We start from the raw sequence: 16,067 nt of genomic DNA on the forward strand, positions 1-16,067 counted from the left end.
CGTCGACCGGGCCGTGCTGCGGGTGCTCGCGCAGAAGTATCGTCTTGGTGTGCTGGCGGCCAGCGAGGACGACGCCCACGAGTCGATCGGCAGCGTCTGGTGTGTATACGGGGCAGGCGCCCGCCGCCGCCCCGAGCTGACGCGGATCTCCGCGCGACGACCCCTGGTCGAGGGACGCCTCGACCTCCGGAGCATGGGTGAAGATCGGCGGATGACATCCGTGGGGGCCGTTCCGGAGCTCAGGCTGGCCGTCGTCGACGACCAGCCCCTCTACCGGCACATGCTGTCGTCGCTGCTGCGCGCGGTGCCGGGCGTGCGGAGCGTCGTGGAGGCCGGATCCGCCACGGAGGCGCGGTCGGTGCTGCGGCCCGCGGAGCTCGACGTGGCGATCCTCGACATCGAGCTCGGCGACGGGGACGGCATCGAGCTCGGGCGCCGGCTGCGGTCCACCGCGCCGGGGCTGGGCATCGTCCTGCTCTCGGCCGTCGACGCGATGCACCGCTTCCTCCGCCTCGACCGCGCCGAGGCCCGCGGCTGGAGCTACCTCTCGAAGACCTCCTCCCTCTCCGCCCCCGCGCTGCTCGCCTCCGTCCGCGCGACGGCGGACGGCCGCACCGTGCTCGATCCGGCGCTGGTCGCCGCCCGCGCGGCCCGCCGCGACTCCCCGGTCGCCGCGCTGAGCCCGCGCCAGTACGAGGTGCTCTCGGGTCTCGCATCGGGGCTGACCAACGCCGCGATCGGCGAGCGCCTCGGCATCGCGGTCCGCTCGGTCGACAACCACGTCAACGCCGTCTACGCGGGCCTCGGCGTGCGGTCGGACGGCGAGCGCAACCCGCGGGTCGACGCGACGCTCCTCTTCCTCGAGCACACCGGATGAGCGCCGGCCCGAGCGACACGCGCGAGGACAACCGCATCGTCCTCGGAGCGATGGCCCTCCTCGGCGGCGTCCTCTCGCTGCTGGCCGCGCTCCAGGCCGTCTTCGCGCTCGGGATGCTGTCGCGGACGCTGCGGAGCGTCGATCCGGGGCCGCTGCTCGACGTGACGACGCGCGTCCTGGTCAACGTGTCGACGATCGGGCTCGCGATCGCCCTGGTCGCGGTGCTGCGTCCCGAGCGCTCGACCGGCGGCGGCCGGGTGGCCCGGACGGCGATCATCGCCGTGGGGATGGGACTCGTCCGCTGCTGCCTCCAGGTGCTGACCGGCGTCTACCCGCTCTCGGCCCTCCCCGCTCTCGCGGTCGAGCTGGTCGTCGGATCCGCGGTGATCGCGCTGATCACGGCCTACGGCTACCTGCTCGTGCGCGCGGCGCGGCGGGTTCGCGAGAAGGAGCGGGAGCACGCCCGCGCCTCCGTGCAAGCGCTCGAGGCGGTGCAGGCCCTGCAGCGGGAGGAGCTGCGGGTGCGGCGCGACGTCGCGCAGAGCCTGCACGGCGGCCTCCAGAACGGACTGGTGGTGCTGACCGCCGAGCTGCACGCGGTCGCGAGCGCATCCGACGAGGCGGCCTCGGAGCGGCTGCTCGCCATCGCCGCCCGGCTCGACCGGCTCCGCGAGGACGAGGTGCGCGCGGTCGGCCACGCCCTCTACCCGGTCGAGATCGACCACGGCCTGGTCCCCGCCGTCCGCGACCTCGTCGCGCGACTCCCTCCCGAGATCGCCGTCGACCTCGACCTCGGCCGCATCCCGGCGCTCGCCGCCGAGGGCGCCGAGGCGCCGCTCGACCAGCGGATGCTCCTGGTCCGGCTCCTGGAGGAGGCGGTCACCAACGCGCTGAAGCACGGCGGCGCCTCCTCGCTGCGGGTGCGCGGCGACGAGGAGGCGGGCGTCGTGGTGCTCACCCTCGACGACGACGGCCGCGGACTCGTCGAGGGGTCGACGCGCTCGGGCCTGGCGCGGCTGGAGCGGCAGCTCGCGGTCTACGGGGGCTCGTTGGAGCTCTCGGACTCGCCCGTGCTGGCGGGGGCGCGGCTGAGGGCGCGGCTCCCGCTGTCCGACGCGGACGGCGGCGGGGCGGAGTAACGGGACGGGCGCTCCCGCCGTCCCTCGCGTCGAGCACAGGGCGGTCCGAGGGACGGATTCATGCCGGATGGCGAGCCGTCTCCTCGTGCCCGCCCCTCACGCCGGGTAGACCAGCAGATCCTGCGGAGCGACGGTGAAGCCTGCCTCGCGGCCGGGCGCGAGGTCGAGGCGCGCCGCGTCGGCCGCCGGGACGTCGGCGGTCAGGAGCGCGCTGCGCACCCGCACCGCGTCTCCCCGCTGCTCCACGTCGGTGATCACGGCGCGGAGGCCTCCCTCTCCGACGGAGACGGCGGAGGGACGGACCGCGGCGAGCACCGCGGCGCCGACCGCGACCGGCTCGGCCGCGACTCCGGACAGCTCGTGCCCGCCGGCGGTGCGCAGACCCGTCGCGGTGCGGACGCCGTCGAGCAGCTCGAGCCCGGCGAGCTCGGCGGTGAACGCGGTGCGCGGGCGCGTGAGGACCCGGGAGGTCGGCCCCTCCTCCACCACACGGCCGCCGTGCAGCACCAGAACCCGGTCGGCGAGGGTCCAGGCGTCGAGCACGTCGTGGGTGACCACGATCGCCGAGCGGTCGGCGAGCACCTCGCGGAGCATCCGGCGGAGGACCGGGGCGGTCCGGGCGTCGACCGCGGCCAGCGGCTCGTCGAGCAGCAGGAGGCGCGGGTCGGTCGCGAGGGCCCGGGCGAGTGCGACCCGCTGAGCCTGGCCGCCGGAGAGACTCCCCGGGCGCCGGTCGGCCAGGTCGGCCACGCCCGCGGCGGCCAGCTCGCGCTCGGCCCGCTCGAGGGACCGCGCCCGTCCGGCGCCGGCGCTGCGCGGACCGAACGCCGCGTTCTCGCGCACGCTGAGGTGCGGGAACAGCAGCGGGTCCTGCGCCAGCAGGGCGACGGGGCGGCGGTGCGGAGGAGTCCAGCGGCGGTCGTCGAAGAGCAGCGCGCCGCCGGCGGTCGCCCGCCCGGAGTCGGCGCGGACGAGGCCGGCGATCAGCTCGAGCACGGTCGACTTCCCCGCGCCGTTGGGCCCGAGCAGCGCGATCGTCTCGCCCTCGGCCACGTCGATCCGCACGTCGATCCCGCGCGCCGCGAGCCGCGCCTCCAGCAGCAGGCTCACCGCGGCACCCCCCGGGCTGAGCGGCCGTGCGCGAGACCGATCACGAGCACCGCGACCACCACGAGCACCAGCGCGAGGGCGACCGCCGCGTCCGGATCGCTCTCCCGCTGCAGGTAGATCTCGAGCGGGAGGGTGCGCGTCGTGCCCTCGAGGCTGCCGGCGAAGGTCAGCGTCGCCCCGAACTCGCCGAGCGCCCGCGCGAACGAGAGGATCGCGCCCGAGGCGAGGCCCGGCAGGATCAGCGGCAGCGTGATCCGGCGGAGCACTGTCCCGGGGGAGGCGCCGAGCGTCGCTGCGACCGACTCGTACCGCGCGCCGGCGCTGCGCAGTGCGCCCTCGAGCGTCAGCACCAGGAACGGCAGGGCCACGAAGGTCTGCGCGATCACGACGGCGGTGGTCGAGAACGCGATGCGGACGCCGAGGGCCTCCAGTGCGCCGCCGAGCAGGCCCATCCGCCCGAAGGTGAAGAGCAGCGCCAGCCCGCCGACCACCGGCGGGAGCACCAGCGGCAGCAGCACCAGCGAGCGGAGCAGGCGCTGGCCGGGGAAGGCCGTGCGGGCGAGCACGAGGGCCATCGGGGTGCCGAGCAGCAGGCAGAGCAGAGTCGCGACGGCGGAGGTGCGCAGGCTCAGCAGGAGCGCGGCGACGGAGGAGTCGGAGGTGATCAGCGGCAGGAACTGCGGCCAGTCGACGCGGGCGAGGATCGCGGCGAGCGGGAGCAGCACCAGCAGGGCGCCGAGCGCGGCGACGGCCACGACCCAGCGCGGCAGGCCGGACCCGGTGCGCATCAGCCGCGGGCGAGCGGCGTCTCGACGATGACCGTGGTCGCCTTGACCACCGCCACCGCGGGCGACCCGGGCTCGAGCCCGAGCTCGCGGACCGCCTCGCTGCTCATCAGCGAGACCACGCGGTGCGGACCGCACTGCAGCTCCACCTGCGCCATCACGGTGTCCATCACGATGCCGGTGACGATCCCGACGAAGCGGTTGCGGGCCGAGCGCGCGACCGGGGACGGATCCTCCGGCAGCACGGCGTTCGCGCGGGCGAGCCGGGCGACCTCGAGGCCGTCGACGACGCGTCTCCCGGACGCGTCCTTCGCGCTCTCGAGCGTCCCGTTCTCGATCCAGCGCCGCAGCGTGTCGTCGCTCACGCCGAGCGCGGCGGCGGCGTCCCTGATCCGTATCTGCGGCATGGAGTCGATCCTACGTCCGCGGCTGAGCCTGTGCAGTGCCCGTCCCCTCTCCACGAGATGCCGCTCCGGTGCGCCTCCTGCGGCGTGCCGCGCATCCGGGTGGCATCTCGCGGAGAGGGAGGAGAGGAACGCGGAGGGACGGACGCTGGGGATCCCGGGCCGCGCGCGCAACCCCCTGGAGGACCGGCGGGAGCACGACGCACGCTGAACGGACGACGACACAGGAGGCGGCATGCGCGCGATGGTCTACCGGGGCCCCTACAAGGTCCGCGTGGAGGAGAAGGACCGGCCGAGGATCGAGCACCCGAACGACGCGATCGTCCGGGTGACGATGGCGGCGATCTGCGGATCCGACCTGCACCTCTACCACGGGCTGCTCCCGGACACCCGGATCGGCCACACCTTCGGCCACGAGTTCATCGGCGTGGTCGACGAGGTCGGCTCGTCGGTGCAGAACCTCAGCGTTGGCGACACGGTGATGGTCCCCTTCACCATCTACTGCGGCTCCTGCTGGTTCTGCTCCCGCGGCCTCTACTCCAACTGCCACAACGTGAATCCGAACGCCACCGCGATCGGCGGCATCTACGGCTACTCGCACTCGGCGGGCGGCTACGACGGCGGGCAGGCGGAGTACGTGCGCGTCCCGTTCGCCGACGTGGGTCCGACGAGGATCCCCGAGTGGCTGCCGCACGAGGACGCCCTGATGCTCACCGACGCCTTCTCGACCGGCTACTTCGGCGCGCAGCTCGGCGACATCGTCGAGGGCGATACGGTCGTGGTGCTCGGAGCCGGACCGGTCGGCCTGGCCGCCGCGCGCTCCGCCTGGCTGATGGGCGCCGGCCGCGTCATCGTCGTCGACCAGATCGACTACCGCCTCGCCAAGGCCCGCGACTTCGCCTTCGCCGAGACCATCGACTACACCGAGGAGGACGACCTCGTCGTCACCCTCAAGAAGACCACCGGCGGGCTCGGCGCCGACGTCGTGATCGACGCGGTCGGGGCGGAGGCCGACGGGAACCTCGTCCAGCACGTCACCGGCGCCAAGCTCAAGCTGCAGGGCGGCTCGCCGATCGCGCTCAACTGGGCGATCGACGGCGTCCGCAAGGGCGGGACCGTCTCGGTGATGGGCGCCTACGGTCCGCTCGCGAGCGCCGTCAAGTTCGGCGACGCCGTCAACAAGGGCCTCACCCTGCGGATGAACCAGGCCCCCGTCACCCGGCAGTGGCCGCGCCTGTTCGAGCACATCCGGGCCGGGCACATCACGCCCAGCGACCTGATCACGCACCGCATCCCGCTCGAGCACATCGCCGAGGGGTACCACCTGTTCTCGTCCAAGCTCGACGGCTGCATCAAGACCGTCGTCGTCCCGTAGGAGGATCCCGTGCCGTACACCGCCGACCGCCCCGTCCGCGTGCCGACCGCCGAGGAGCTGCGTGCCCGCATCCCCGGCTGGGGCGCCGACCTCGATCCCGCCGACCGGCCCGCCTTCCCCCGCGAGCGCAGCGACCTCGTCTCGGGCGCGCACTGGGAGCGTCCGGAGAGGATGCGGACGCACGGCCGTCGCGAGAAGAGCATCGAGCACCTCGAGCTGCCCGCCGTCTTCGGCACGGCGCAGCCCCTCCACGGGATCTCGGGCGCGATCCGCCGCTACGCCTACGACCGGTTCAGCGAGGGGCGCCACGCGCACTGGCTGCTGCTCGTGCTGGGCGACCGGGTGGAGTCGACCGGGGCGCACCTCCGCTCGCTGCTCACGACACGGCCGGACGATCCGATCACTGAGACCGGCGTGCTCGCCGAGGTGCACGCGCACCCGATCGCCTCGCGCCGCGGCCGGACCGACGTGCGCCACCAGATCCTCGACCCGCTGCTCGTCGGCGGCCCCTGGGTCCTCGCCGCCCTCGGCGCCGTGGCCGTCGCCCGCCGCCTCCTGCGCTGACGCCCGTTCCCCTCTCGCGAGAGGCCGCTCCGGTACGCCTCCGTCGGCGTGTCTCGGACCGGAGCGGCGTCCCGCGGAGGAGGACGGGGGTCAGCGGCTGCGGGGCGCGGCGCCCGCGGTCGGCGCGGTGCGGGTGTCGACGCTCGCCGTGAGTGCCGCGGAGTAGCCGGACGCCGGGCTGCCGGTCATCGTCGCGAGCTGCAGGGCTCCGCCGTCGTCGCCGAAGACGGAGTCGGTGTCCAGGCCGACCCGGGCGAGGTTCGCGGCCGAGCCCGCGTACGCGTCGAGGGCGTAGACCGCGGTGCACGCCTCCTCCTGGAGGGCGACCTGCGAGGTCGCGATCGCGTTCGACGCGTCGGTGATCGAGTCCACTCCCGGGTACACCTCGAAGTGGATGTGCGGCCAGCGGCCGGAGTAGCAGGCCGGGACGATCGTGGCGAAGGAGACGACGCCCGACGCGTCGGCGACCTGCACGCCGCGGAGGTACGTCTCGTCCTCGACGCCGCTGGAGTACATCGAGTAGTCCCCGTGCGCGTCGCAGTGCCAGACGTACACGGCGGCTCCGGCGAACGGCACGTCCCCGTTCGCCGCGTCGAGGATCGTCAGAGTGAGTGTCAGGGGGACCCCGTCGGCCGTCGCGCCGCCGCCGATGCTGGTCCGCAGGTCGCTGCGGACGATCCCGGAGCGCTCGAGGACGTCGACCCCGTTCGAGCCGTCGCCCGGGTAGGGGCCGGCCGTCTCGTCGGGGATCTCGCCGGCGACCGCGGTGCCGGCCCCGGCCGTGGCGGTCGCGGTGGGAGTCGCGGTGGCGGTCGCGGCGGCGGAGGAGGCGGATCCCGATCCTCCGGTGGCGCACGCCGCGAGCCCGAGGGTCGCCGCCCCCGCACCGACCAGCGTCAGCACGCCGCGCCGCGAGAAGAGGGTCCCCACGTCGAACGGGAGGCCCTGGTCGACCACCTCCTCCTCGGGGCGGTCGAGCCGCCGGCCCTCGTAGGCCGGTCCGTCGGGCGTGCTGCGGGGCTCCGGGATGCGGGTCATGGTCGTGCTCCTCGTCGATCGTGGTGTCCGTCGCGGGCAACCCTGGCGGCCGGGGCTCTGCGCCTCCGATGACCGTCCTACGACCCTCCTATGACCGACCCGCTGACCGTCCTGCACCCCTCGTCCGACGCCGCGACGCTCCTCACGGCGCTCCGAACCCGGCCGCCGCGAGCACCGCGCGCCCGGCGTCGGAGGCGACGTACGCGACGAAGGCCGCCGCCGTGGCCGGGTCGCCCGCTCCGGTCAGCGCCGCGATCGGGTACGTGTTCACCGCCTCCGAGGCCTCGGCGAAGGGGATGCCGGTGACCGAGCCCGCAGCCCCGCGGACGTCGGTCGCGTAGACGAGCCCGGCGTCCGCCTCGCCCGAGGACACCTTGCCGAGCACGTCGGTGACCGACGACTCCTCGCTCACGGGAGAGATGTCGACCCCGGCGGCCTGCTCGACCGCGGCGGCCGCCGCTCCGCACGGCACCTGCGGCGCGCAGACGACGGTGGCGGTCCCGGGCCGGGCGAGGTCGGCGAGCGAGGCGACCTGCGCCGGGTTGCCGGGAGGCACGGCGATCTCGAGCGTGTTCGTGGCGATGTCGACCGGGTTCCCGTCGACGAGCCCGGCCTCGGCGACGGTGGACATCGTGCGCTCGTCGGCGGAGGCGAAGACGTCGGCCGGGGCGCCGTTGACGATCTGCGTCGCGAGGTCGGAGGAGCCGGCGAAGGAGAGCTCGACCTGCGCGCCGGGCTCGGCGGCCTCGAACCCCGTGGCGAGCTCGGTGAACGCGCCCTTCAGCGAGGCGGCGGCGAAGACCGTGATGGAGCCGCCGACCGAGGACGTCGCGCCGCCGGTGGCCGCATCGCCGGCGGGGGTCGACGGAGCGGAGCAGCCCGCGAGCAGGAGGAGCGCGGCAGCGGCCGGGACGAGGGGGAGCAGTCGACGACGCACGGGGACCTCCGGATGTGGGCTCCGCAGATGCGGCGGACAGCTGATTCTAGAACCTCAGGTGCGGAGCCGGGCTGGGAGGAGGGCCTCACGTGCGGCGGAGAGACGATCGGAGGACCGGACCGGCCGGGCGATGCACCTGCGCGGGGAACGACCGCCCGCGCGACGCACAGCGGTGGGCGGACCGCAGCCCTCCGGCTCCGGCCCGCCCGCCGCTCGTCGCGGCCGCCTCGACGGCGGCCCTCCGCTCAGCTCTGCGGCGGCGAGTAGAACTGGAGGTCGTTGCCCTCCGAGTCCTTGAAGGGGAGGATGCGGCCCCACTCGTGGTCGCTGATCTCGCCCTCGATCGACGCGCCCCGCGCCGTGAGGCGCTCCAGCTCGTCCTCGATCGAGCCCTCGGGCTGGAACGAGATGACCGCCCCGCCCTGCTCCGCGACCGTGGCCGACTCGCGGGCGTTCAGGCCGATCATCAGCCCGCCGGCGTCCAGCTCCGACCAGTCGTCCGAGGTGTCCTTGACCTCGAGGCCGAGCGTGTCGCGGTAGAACGCGACCGCCCGCTCCATGTCCGTGACGGGGACCCAGACCGTTGCGACTCCTGATGCCATGTCGTGCTCCTTCGCTCGATGATGCCGTTCCACCGACGCTAGGTCGGGGACGCCCGGAGCGGGGGCCCTTGCGCCGACGCGCGGAGGCTGCTCTCGCGCGGCGCCTCTCCGCCGAGCTGCCGTGCTCACGCGCCCGGCAGCGGTGAGGCGCCGGCTTCCCGCTGCCCGTCAGTGCCGAGACACCGCCCCTCGCCGAGACACCGCCCCTCGCCGGCGTCCCGGCGCGCAGCGGGACGTCTCGGCCCGGCCTCCGCGCGCGAGCGCTCCCCGCCGACGTCACCGACGACGCGGCCGCCGAGGCGGGCGTCGCCTGGATCGAGGAGGCGGTGGGCCCGCTGCGCATCGTGGTCAACAACGCCGGCGTCCAGCACCGCGTGCCCCTGCTCGAGCTCGAGGTCGCCGACTGGGAGCGGGTGCTGCGCACGAACCTCACCAGCGCCTTCGTGGTCGGCCGGGCGGCGGCGAAGCGGATGATCCCGCGCGGCGCCGGGAAGATCGTCAACGTCGCCTCGGTGCAGGCCGATCTCGCGCGGCCGACGATCGCGCCCTACACCGCCTCGAAGGGCGGGATCCGCAACCTCACCCGCGCGATGACGGCGGAGTGGGCGCAGCACGGCATCCAGGTCAATGCGATCGCTCCGGGGTACATCCACACCGAGATGACGCAGGGCCTCGTCGACGACGAGGAGTTCGACAGCTGGATCCTCGGGCGCACGCCCGCCGCGCGCTGGGGCCGCGTCGAGGACCTGATCGGCCCCGCCGTCTGGCTCGCCTCCGACGGCTCGGACTACGTCAACGGGCAGGTCGTCTTCATCGACGGCGGCATGACCGTCGTCGTCTGAGCCACCCCTCGACCCACCGAACGGAACCCGCATGACCGCGCTCGTCCCCGCCTCCACCACCCGCGTCGTCGTCCACGCCGCCGGCGACCTCCGCGTCGAGGAGGCGCCGCTCGCGCCGCGCGGCCCCGGCGAGGCCCTCGTCGCCGTCGCGTACGGCGGGATCTGCGGCTCCGATCTGCACTCCTGGACGCACGGCGCCGCGGGCGAGTCGATCCTCCGCGAGCCGCTGACGCTCGGCCACGAGGTGGTCGGCACGGTCGTCGAGGCAGCGGTGGACGGCTCGGGACCCCCGGTCGGCGCGGCCGTCGCCGTGCACCCCGCGACCGCTCGCGGCGAGTGGCCCGACGGGCGCCCCAACCTCGCGACCGAGGGCACCTATCTGGGCAGCGCCGCGCGGATGCCGCACACCCAGGGCGCGTTCGCCCGCCACGCGGTGCTGCCGGCGCGCATGCTCCGCGAGCTGCCCGCCGTCCTCGGGCTCCGGGAGGCGGCGCTCGCGGAGCCGGCGAGCGTCGCCTGGCACGCGGTCTCGCGAGCCGGAGAGGTGGCGGGACGTCGCGCGCTGGTGATCGGCAGCGGCCCGATCGGAGCGCTGATCGTCGCCGTGCTGAAGCGGGCGGGGGCGGCCGAGATCGTCGCCGTCGACCTGGCCGAGGAGCCCCTCGCGATCGCCCGGGCGGTCGGCGCGACCCGGACGATCCGCGCGACCGACGCCGACGCGATCGCCGAGGTCGCGGCCGACGTCGTCTTCGAGTCCTCGGGCAGCCCGCGCGGCCTCGCCTCGGCCGTCCGGGGCGCCGCCCGCGGCGGCACTGTCGTGATGGTGGGACTCCTCCCCTCGGGCGAGCAGCCGGCCCTGATCTCGCTCGCGATCACCCGGGAGCTGCGCCTGATCGGCTCCTTCCGCTTCGTCGACGAGATCGACGAGGTGCTGGCGGCGCTCGCCGACGGGAGCCTCGCGGTGGCGCCGGTGGTCACACAGGTGCTGCCGCTGGAGCGCGCGCTCGAGGCCTTCGAGCTCGCCCGCGACGCCTCGCGCTCGAGCAAGGTGCTGCTCGACTTCACCCCGTGACGGGCGCTCGAGGCGCCTCCGGAGGGTCGGGATCGCCCGAGCGTTCGGGGTTCCCTCGGACGGCGGCGCCGCCGGAGCACTACCGTTGCACCATGGCGTCCACCGATACCCCCGATTCCGCCCCCGAAGCCGACACCGCTTCCGAGAGCGCCCCCACGCTCACCTTCTCCGACCTCGGTCTCTCCGACCCGGTCCTCAAGGCCCTCAAGGAGGTCGGCTACGAGACGCCCTCGGCCATCCAGGCCGCGACGATCCCGTCCCTCCTCTCCGGCCGCGACGTCCTCGGCGTCGCCCAGACCGGCACCGGCAAGACCGCGGCGTTCGCGCTGCCGATCCTCTCGCGCCTCGACGTCTCGCAGAAGACGCCGCAGGCCCTCGTGCTGGCCCCGACCCGCGAGCTCGCGCTGCAGGTGTGCGAGGCGTTCGAGCGCTACGCGTCCGGCCTCCGCGGCGTCCACGTCCTCCCCGTCTACGGCGGCCAGGGCTACGGCACCCAGCTCTCCGCGCTCCGCCGCGGCGTCCACGTCGTCGTCGGCACGCCCGGCCGCATCATGGACCACCTCGAGAAGGGCACCCTCGACCTCTCGCAGCTGAAGTTCCTGGTTCTCGACGAGGCCGACGAGATGCTCAAGATGGGCTTCGCGGAGGACGTCGAGACGATCCTCGCCGACACCCCCGTCGAGAAGCAGATCGCGCTGTTCTCGGCGACGATGCCCGCGCAGATCCGCCGCATCTCCGGCAAGTACCTGAAGGAGCCGGAGGAGATCACGGTCAAGAACAAGACCACGACCTCCGTCAACACCACCCAGCGCTACCTGATGGTGTCGTACCCGCAGAAGGTCGACGCCCTCACCCGCATCCTCGAGGTCGAGAACTTCGAGGGCATGATCGTGTTCGTCCGCACGAAGAGCGAGACGGAGACGCTGGCCGAGAAGCTGCGCGCCCGCGGCTACACCGCGGCGGCGATCAGCGGAGACGTGGCCCAGGCCCAGCGCGAGCGCACCGTCGAGCAGCTGAAGTCGGGCAAGCTCGACATCCTCGTCGCGACCGACGTCGCCGCCCGCGGCCTCGACGTCGAGCGCATCAGCCACGTCGTCAACTACGACATCCCGATCGACACCGAGTCGTACGTCCACCGCATCGGCCGCACCGGTCGCGCGGGGCGCAGCGGAGCGGCGATCAGCTTCGTCACGCCGCGCGAGCGCCGCCTCCTCGCTGCCATCGAGAAGGCCACCCGCCAGCCGCTGACCGAGATGCGGATGCCGAGCGTCGAGGACGTCAACGTCACCCGCCTCTCGCGCTTCGACGACGCGATCACCGCGGCGCTCGCCGACACCGAGCGCCTGCAGCGCTTCCGCGACATCATCGGCCACTACGTCGAGCACCACGACGTGGTCGAGTCGGACGTCGCCGCCGCGCTGGCCATCGTCGCGCAGGGCGAGGAGCCGCTGCTGCTCTCGCCCGACGACCCCCGCTTCGCCCGTCGCGAGCGCGAGGACCGCGACTCCCGGCCCGACCGGGGCGACCGCCCCGAGCGCGGCGACCGCTTCGACCGCGGCGGCGACCGGGGCGAGCGTCCCGAGCGCCGTCAGCGCCCGGCGAACAGCAACCTCGCCTCGTACCGGATCGAGGTCGGCCGCCGCCAGCGCGTCGAGCCCCGCCAGATCGTGGGCGCGCTCGCGAACGAGGGCGGCCTCAACCGCGGCGACTTCGGGCACATCGACATCCGCCCGGACTTCTCGATCGTGGAGCTGCCGGCCGACCTGCCCCAGGACGTGCTCGACCGCCTCGCCGACACCCGCATCAGCGGCCAGCTGATCGAGCTGAAGCCGGACCGCCGTCCGAGCCGCGCCGGCGCCGACCGCGGCGGACGCCCCAGCGGCCCGAGCCGCTCGAGCGAGCGCCCGGAGCGCAAGCCGCGCTACTGACGCCTCCCGCCCCGGCGGACGGGCCTCCACGAGACGCCACTCCGGTACAGCGACCCTTGCGTGTCGCGTACCGGAGTGGCGTCCCGCTTTCGTGCGGGGGCGGCCTCAGCGGCGCAGGACGCGGCGGGCCAGCACGTTGCCGAGCAGCTGCACCAGCTGCACGATCACGATGATCACGAGCACCGCGGCCCAGGTGACGACCGGCTCGAACTGCCGGTAGCCGTACTGGATCGCGAAGTTGCCGAGCCCGCCGGCGCCGATGTATCCGGCGACCGCCGACATGTCGATCACGGCGACGAACACGAACGTGTAGCCGAGGATCAGCGGACCGAGCGCCTCCGGCAGCAGTACCGTGCGGACGATCCGGAACCGGCTCGCTCCGACCGACCGCGCCGCCTCGATCACGCCGGGCTGCACGGTCAGCAGGTTCTGCTCCACGATCCGCCCGATGCCGAAGGCGGCGCCGAGCGAGAGGGTGAAGACGATGGCGTCCGTGCCGATGCCGGAGCCGACCACCAGCCGGGCCAGCGGCTGGGCCGCGGCGATGAAGATGATGAACGGGATCGGCCGGAACACGTTCACGATCACGTTGAGCAGTCCGTGGACCATCCGGTTCGCGTAGAGGGCGCCGCCGCGGGTGAGCGCGAGGCCCAGTCCGATCAGCAGTCCGCCGAGCCCGCCGAAGAGGAGGCTCAGCGCGACGATGTAGAGCGTCTCGCCGGTCGCCTGGACGAGCTTGGGCAGGAGCGGGATCAGCTCGTTCATCGGGGCACCTCCGTGAGGGCGACGCGTCCGCCGAGGCGGGCGAGGAGGGGGTCGACGACGCCGTCCGGCGCGTCGAGGGCGACCGTGAGGTGGCCGAAGGCCCGTCCGCGGACGTCGGTGATGCCGCCGTAGACGAGCTCGAGCGGCACGCCGGCCGCCGCGACCTCGGCGAAGACGTCGCCCTGGGAGGCGGAGTCGTCCGAGAACGAGAGCGTGACCAGCCGGCCGCGGTGGCGCGTACGCAGCACGGCCGCCTCCGCGGGCGAGGGCACCGAGCGGACGACCGTGGAGACGAAGCGGCGGGTGACCGGCTCGCGCGGGGCCGAGAACACGTCGAAGACGGGCCCGCGCTCCACGATGCGGCCCGACTCCATCACCGCGACCTTCGTCGCGAGCTGCTGGACCACGTCCATCTCGTGGGTGATCACGACGATGGTGACGCCCAGCTCCTCGTTGATGCGGCGGAGGAGGGCGAGCACCTCGCCGGTGGTGTCCGGGTCGAGCGCGCTGGTGGCCTCGTCGGCCAGCAGGATGCGCGGGGAGGCGGCGAGGGCGCGGGCGATGCCGACGCGCTGCTTCTGCCCGCCCGAGAGCTGCTCCGGGTGGCTGCGCGCCTTGTCGCTCAGACCGACGAAGCGGAGCATCTCGTCGACGCGGGCGCGCTGCTCCGTGCGCGGGACGCCCGCGACCTGCAGCGGGTAGGCGACGTTCTGCCCCACGGTCTTCGAGCCGAACAGGTTGAACTGCTGGAAGATCATCCCGATCCCCAGGCGCAGCCGGCGCAGCTCGCGCTCGGGCAGGCCCACGGTCTCGCGGCCGTCGATCTCGATGCTGCCGCTGGTCGCGGGCTCGAGGGCGTTGACGAGGCGCGCGAGCGTGCTCTTGCCGGCGCCGGAGTAGCCGATCACGCCGTAGACGTCGCCCGCCTCGATCTCGAGGCTCACGCCGTCGACGGCCGCGGTCGGGGCGGCGCCGCGCCCTGCGCCGGGGTACACCTTGCGCACGTCGGTCATGCGGATGAGCGGCACGGGGCGCCCTTTCTGTTGCGGGGGAGGCGCGGGCCCGCGCCGGTGGGGAGCTCCGCGAGCGGAGGACCCGACCGGCGCGGTGCCGCAGGTGCCGGAGTCAGGAGGCGGCGGAGATGTCGGTCTCGGCGGACTCGAGCGAGGTCTCCAGCTCGGAGGCGGGGGTCTTCAGGAAGACCGCGGTGCCGCCGGACTGCTCCGAGACGCCGTCGAGCACGTCCTGGCTGTCCTGGTAGATCGAGACGAGCTTCGTGTAGGTCTCGTTCCCGGCGTCGTCGGCCCGGGCGGCGAAGATGTTCGTGTAGAGCAGGGAGGCGGGGTCGCTCGGGTCGTCCTGGGCGATCGCGTCCGAGGCCTTCAGGCCCGCGTTCTCGATGAAGTCGTTGTTGATGATCGCGGCGGCCACGTCCGGGAGCGACGTCGGGGTGAGGGAGGCCTCCAGCGCGGTGACCTCCACCTTCGAGGAGGACTCGACGTCGTCGACGTTCGAGAGCACTCCGCCGCCGTCCTTCAGCTCGACGAGCCCGGCCGACTGCAGCACCAGCAGCGCGCGCGCCTGATTGGTCTCGTCGTTGGGGATCGCGACGGTGGAGCCGGCGGGGATGTCCGCGACGTCGTCGTACTGCGAGGAGTAGAGGCCGAGCGGGTAGATCGCGGTCGCGCCGATCGGCACGAGATCCGCGTCGGCCGAGGTGTTGTACTGCGCCAGGTAGGCGATGTGCTGGAACTGGTTGAGGTCGATCTCGCCCTCGGTGAGGGCGGGGTTGGGCTGGTTGTAGTCGCTGAAGTCGACGATCTCGACGTCGATCCCGGCGGCGGCGGCGGCCTTCTCGTAGGTGGCCCAGTAGGGGTCGCTCGCGCCGACCACGCCGATGCGGACGGTGTCGTCGCCGCCGCCCGCGCCGGAGCAGCCGGCGAGGAGGAGGGCGGCGGAGGCGGCGATCGCGGAGGTCGCGAGGAGTCGGGTGCGCAGGGTCATGGCTGTGGGGATCCTTCCGTGGAGAGGATCCGGGCACGCGGTGCCGACCGGGCGGTGCTGGTCACCGCCGGCGCTGCGACCGGCCTCCGGTCGCTCGGCGCCGCGACTGCGCGGATCCCGGGGATCACCTTACGAAGGCGGTCGGACCCGCGCGGAACCCGCGCGTAACACGGCGACTCGGAGGCAGCGGAGGCGCGCGCTCACCGCGGGATCGCGCTGTGACGGCTGCTCAGCGCCTGACCGCGCCGCGCCGGACGCTCAGCTCGCGAGCGCGCCGTCCTCGCCCGCCGACGCCTCGTGCTTGGCGATCCGCTTCGCGATCGCGTCGCGCTCGGCCCGGAGCGACGCGATGGTCGGCTTGTCCAGGCGGGGGTCGGCCAGATCGGCGAAGGGGCTCGCGGCGCCGGTGCGCGCGGACACGAGCGCGGCGTACGCCTTCGTCGCGGCGCGGAGCTCGGCTCCGGCCCGTTCGACCTTCCGCGGCTTCGACTCCTTGTCCGAGACGAGTCGGGCGTGCTTGTCGAGGGCCTCTACCAGTGCGCGATGCGCAGCGTCAATCTTCTTGCTCATAGGCGCATTATGGCGCAGGATCGGCGCACGGCGCCGACTGTGACTCCCCGCGCCC

Annotated in this window: 17 protein-coding genes; 7 read left to right on the forward strand and 10 right to left on the reverse strand. The window is 74.0% G+C overall.

What is annotated here, in order from left to right:
- Together C5C35_RS12640 and C5C35_RS12645 are read left to right on the forward strand one after the other, a co-directional pair.
- Positions 1-877 (forward strand): response regulator transcription factor (locus C5C35_RS12640; protein WP_258069061.1); only part of this gene is annotated, 877 nt, incomplete at its 5' end.
- The gene (locus C5C35_RS12645; RefSeq protein ID WP_104263223.1) at positions 874-2,016 is read left to right on the forward strand and encodes a sensor histidine kinase; all 1,143 of its coding nucleotides are present in this window, start codon (positions 874-876) and stop codon (positions 2,014-2,016) included. The genes C5C35_RS12640 and C5C35_RS12645, both read left to right, overlap by 4 nt.
- Positions 2,017-2,112: 96 nt before the next feature.
- On the opposite strand, the gene C5C35_RS12650 is transcribed toward C5C35_RS12645, so the two are convergent.
- Genes C5C35_RS12650 through C5C35_RS12660 form a run of 3 tightly spaced genes read right to left on the reverse strand, consistent with a single transcriptional unit; the run spans position 2,113 to position 4,318 of the window.
- Positions 2,113-3,126 carry a sulfate/molybdate ABC transporter ATP-binding protein gene (locus tag C5C35_RS12650; protein WP_104226587.1) on the reverse strand — a complete coding sequence of 338 codons (1,014 nt, stop codon included), beginning with the start codon at positions 3,124-3,126 and terminating at the stop codon, positions 2,113-2,115.
- Positions 3,123-3,914: an ABC transporter permease gene (locus tag C5C35_RS12655; RefSeq protein WP_104222446.1), complete on the reverse strand. Its 792-nt coding sequence runs from the start codon at positions 3,912-3,914 to the stop codon at positions 3,123-3,125. The genes C5C35_RS12650 and C5C35_RS12655 overlap by 4 nt, the downstream gene beginning before the upstream one ends.
- Entirely contained in the window at positions 3,914-4,318 is a 405-nt protein-coding gene (locus tag C5C35_RS12660; protein WP_104222447.1) for a molybdopterin-binding protein, read from the reverse strand. The genes C5C35_RS12655 and C5C35_RS12660 overlap by 1 nt, the downstream gene beginning before the upstream one ends.
- Before the next feature lie 232 nt (positions 4,319-4,550).
- On the opposite strand from C5C35_RS12660, the gene C5C35_RS12665 reads away from it, so the two are divergent.
- Both C5C35_RS12665 and C5C35_RS12670 read left to right on the forward strand, forming a co-directional pair.
- Entirely contained in the window at positions 4,551-5,690 is a 1,140-nt protein-coding gene (locus C5C35_RS12665; protein WP_104226588.1) for a zinc-dependent alcohol dehydrogenase, read from the forward strand.
- A gap of 9 nt (positions 5,691-5,699) precedes the next feature.
- Positions 5,700-6,254, forward strand: coding sequence for a hypothetical protein (locus tag C5C35_RS12670; protein ID WP_104226589.1), 555 nt, complete (start codon positions 5,700-5,702; stop codon positions 6,252-6,254).
- Positions 6,255-6,344: 90 nt separating this feature from the next.
- On the opposite strand, the gene C5C35_RS12675 is transcribed toward C5C35_RS12670, so the two are convergent.
- From C5C35_RS12675 to C5C35_RS12685, 3 genes are all read right to left on the reverse strand, one after another.
- Complete coding sequence (locus C5C35_RS12675; protein WP_104226590.1) at positions 6,345-7,292, reverse strand: intradiol ring-cleavage dioxygenase; 948 nt, start codon at positions 7,290-7,292, stop codon at positions 6,345-6,347.
- A gap of 142 nt (positions 7,293-7,434) precedes the next feature.
- Positions 7,435-8,229, reverse strand: coding sequence for a molybdate ABC transporter substrate-binding protein (gene modA, locus C5C35_RS12680; protein ID WP_104247666.1), 795 nt, complete (start codon positions 8,227-8,229; stop codon positions 7,435-7,437).
- Positions 8,230-8,474: 245 nt separating this feature from the next.
- Entirely contained in the window at positions 8,475-8,831 is a 357-nt protein-coding gene (locus C5C35_RS12685; RefSeq protein WP_104226592.1) for a VOC family protein, read from the reverse strand.
- 161 nt (positions 8,832-8,992) lie between these two features.
- Between C5C35_RS12685 and C5C35_RS12690 the strand changes: the two genes are divergently transcribed.
- The 3 genes from C5C35_RS12690 (at position 8,993) to C5C35_RS12700 (ending at position 12,673) form a co-directional block, all read left to right on the forward strand.
- On the forward strand, positions 8,993-9,673 hold the full coding sequence (locus C5C35_RS12690) for an SDR family oxidoreductase (protein ID WP_104226593.1): 681 nt from the start codon (positions 8,993-8,995) through the stop codon (positions 9,671-9,673).
- Positions 9,674-9,704: 31 nt separating this feature from the next.
- Positions 9,705-10,745: an L-idonate 5-dehydrogenase gene (locus C5C35_RS12695; RefSeq protein ID WP_104247665.1), complete on the forward strand. Its 1,041-nt coding sequence runs from the start codon at positions 9,705-9,707 to the stop codon at positions 10,743-10,745.
- A 92-nt stretch (positions 10,746-10,837) separates the two neighbouring features.
- Entirely contained in the window at positions 10,838-12,673 is a 1,836-nt protein-coding gene (locus C5C35_RS12700; protein ID WP_104222455.1) for a DEAD/DEAH box helicase, read from the forward strand.
- Between the two features lie 105 nt (positions 12,674-12,778).
- On the opposite strand, the gene C5C35_RS12705 is transcribed toward C5C35_RS12700, so the two are convergent.
- The 4 genes from C5C35_RS12705 to C5C35_RS12720 all read right to left on the reverse strand — a co-directional run bounded on the left by C5C35_RS12705 (position 12,779) and on the right by C5C35_RS12720 (position 16,012).
- Positions 12,779-13,438, reverse strand: a complete 660-nt coding sequence (locus C5C35_RS12705; RefSeq protein ID WP_104226596.1) for a methionine ABC transporter permease — start codon at positions 13,436-13,438, stop codon at positions 12,779-12,781.
- On the reverse strand, positions 13,435-14,466 hold the full coding sequence (locus C5C35_RS12710) for a methionine ABC transporter ATP-binding protein (RefSeq protein ID WP_258059431.1): 1,032 nt from the start codon (positions 14,464-14,466) through the stop codon (positions 13,435-13,437). The genes C5C35_RS12705 and C5C35_RS12710 overlap by 4 nt, the downstream gene beginning before the upstream one ends.
- Positions 14,467-14,563: 97 nt before the next feature.
- On the reverse strand, positions 14,564-15,442 hold the full coding sequence (locus C5C35_RS12715) for a MetQ/NlpA family ABC transporter substrate-binding protein (RefSeq protein WP_104226597.1): 879 nt from the start codon (positions 15,440-15,442) through the stop codon (positions 14,564-14,566).
- A 258-nt stretch (positions 15,443-15,700) separates the two neighbouring features.
- Positions 15,701-16,012, reverse strand: a complete 312-nt coding sequence (locus tag C5C35_RS12720; protein ID WP_104222458.1) for a hypothetical protein — start codon at positions 16,010-16,012, stop codon at positions 15,701-15,703.
- Positions 16,013-16,067 lie beyond the last annotated feature (55 nt).

It is taken from the genome of Rathayibacter sp. AY1F8 (genome assembly GCF_002932165.1).
In the GTDB taxonomy this organism is placed as follows: domain Bacteria; phylum Actinomycetota; class Actinomycetes; order Actinomycetales; family Microbacteriaceae; genus Rathayibacter.

Coding starts and splice junctions, on each gene's coding strand:
- C5C35_RS12685 (WP_104226592.1), bottom strand. CDS start 8,831: ATGGCATCAGGAGTCGCAACGGTCTGGGTCCCCGTCACGGACATGGAG.
- C5C35_RS12660 (WP_104222447.1), bottom strand. CDS start 4,318: ATGCCGCAGATACGGATCAGGGACGCCGCCGCCGCGCTCGGCGTGAGC.
- C5C35_RS12715 (WP_104226597.1), bottom strand. CDS start 15,442: ATGACCCTGCGCACCCGACTCCTCGCGACCTCCGCGATCGCCGCCTCC.
- C5C35_RS12665 (WP_104226588.1), top strand. CDS start 4,551: ATGCGCGCGATGGTCTACCGGGGCCCCTACAAGGTCCGCGTGGAGGAG.
- C5C35_RS12695 (WP_104247665.1), top strand. CDS start 9,705: ATGACCGCGCTCGTCCCCGCCTCCACCACCCGCGTCGTCGTCCACGCC.
- C5C35_RS12645 (WP_104263223.1), top strand. CDS start 874: ATGAGCGCCGGCCCGAGCGACACGCGCGAGGACAACCGCATCGTCCTC.
- C5C35_RS12705 (WP_104226596.1), bottom strand. CDS start 13,438: ATGAACGAGCTGATCCCGCTCCTGCCCAAGCTCGTCCAGGCGACCGGC.
- C5C35_RS12675 (WP_104226590.1), bottom strand. CDS start 7,292: ATGACCCGCATCCCGGAGCCCCGCAGCACGCCCGACGGACCGGCCTAC.
- C5C35_RS12700 (WP_104222455.1), top strand. CDS start 10,838: ATGGCGTCCACCGATACCCCCGATTCCGCCCCCGAAGCCGACACCGCT.
- C5C35_RS12655 (WP_104222446.1), bottom strand. CDS start 3,914: ATGCGCACCGGGTCCGGCCTGCCGCGCTGGGTCGTGGCCGTCGCCGCG.
- C5C35_RS12720 (WP_104222458.1), bottom strand. CDS start 16,012: ATGAGCAAGAAGATTGACGCTGCGCATCGCGCACTGGTAGAGGCCCTC.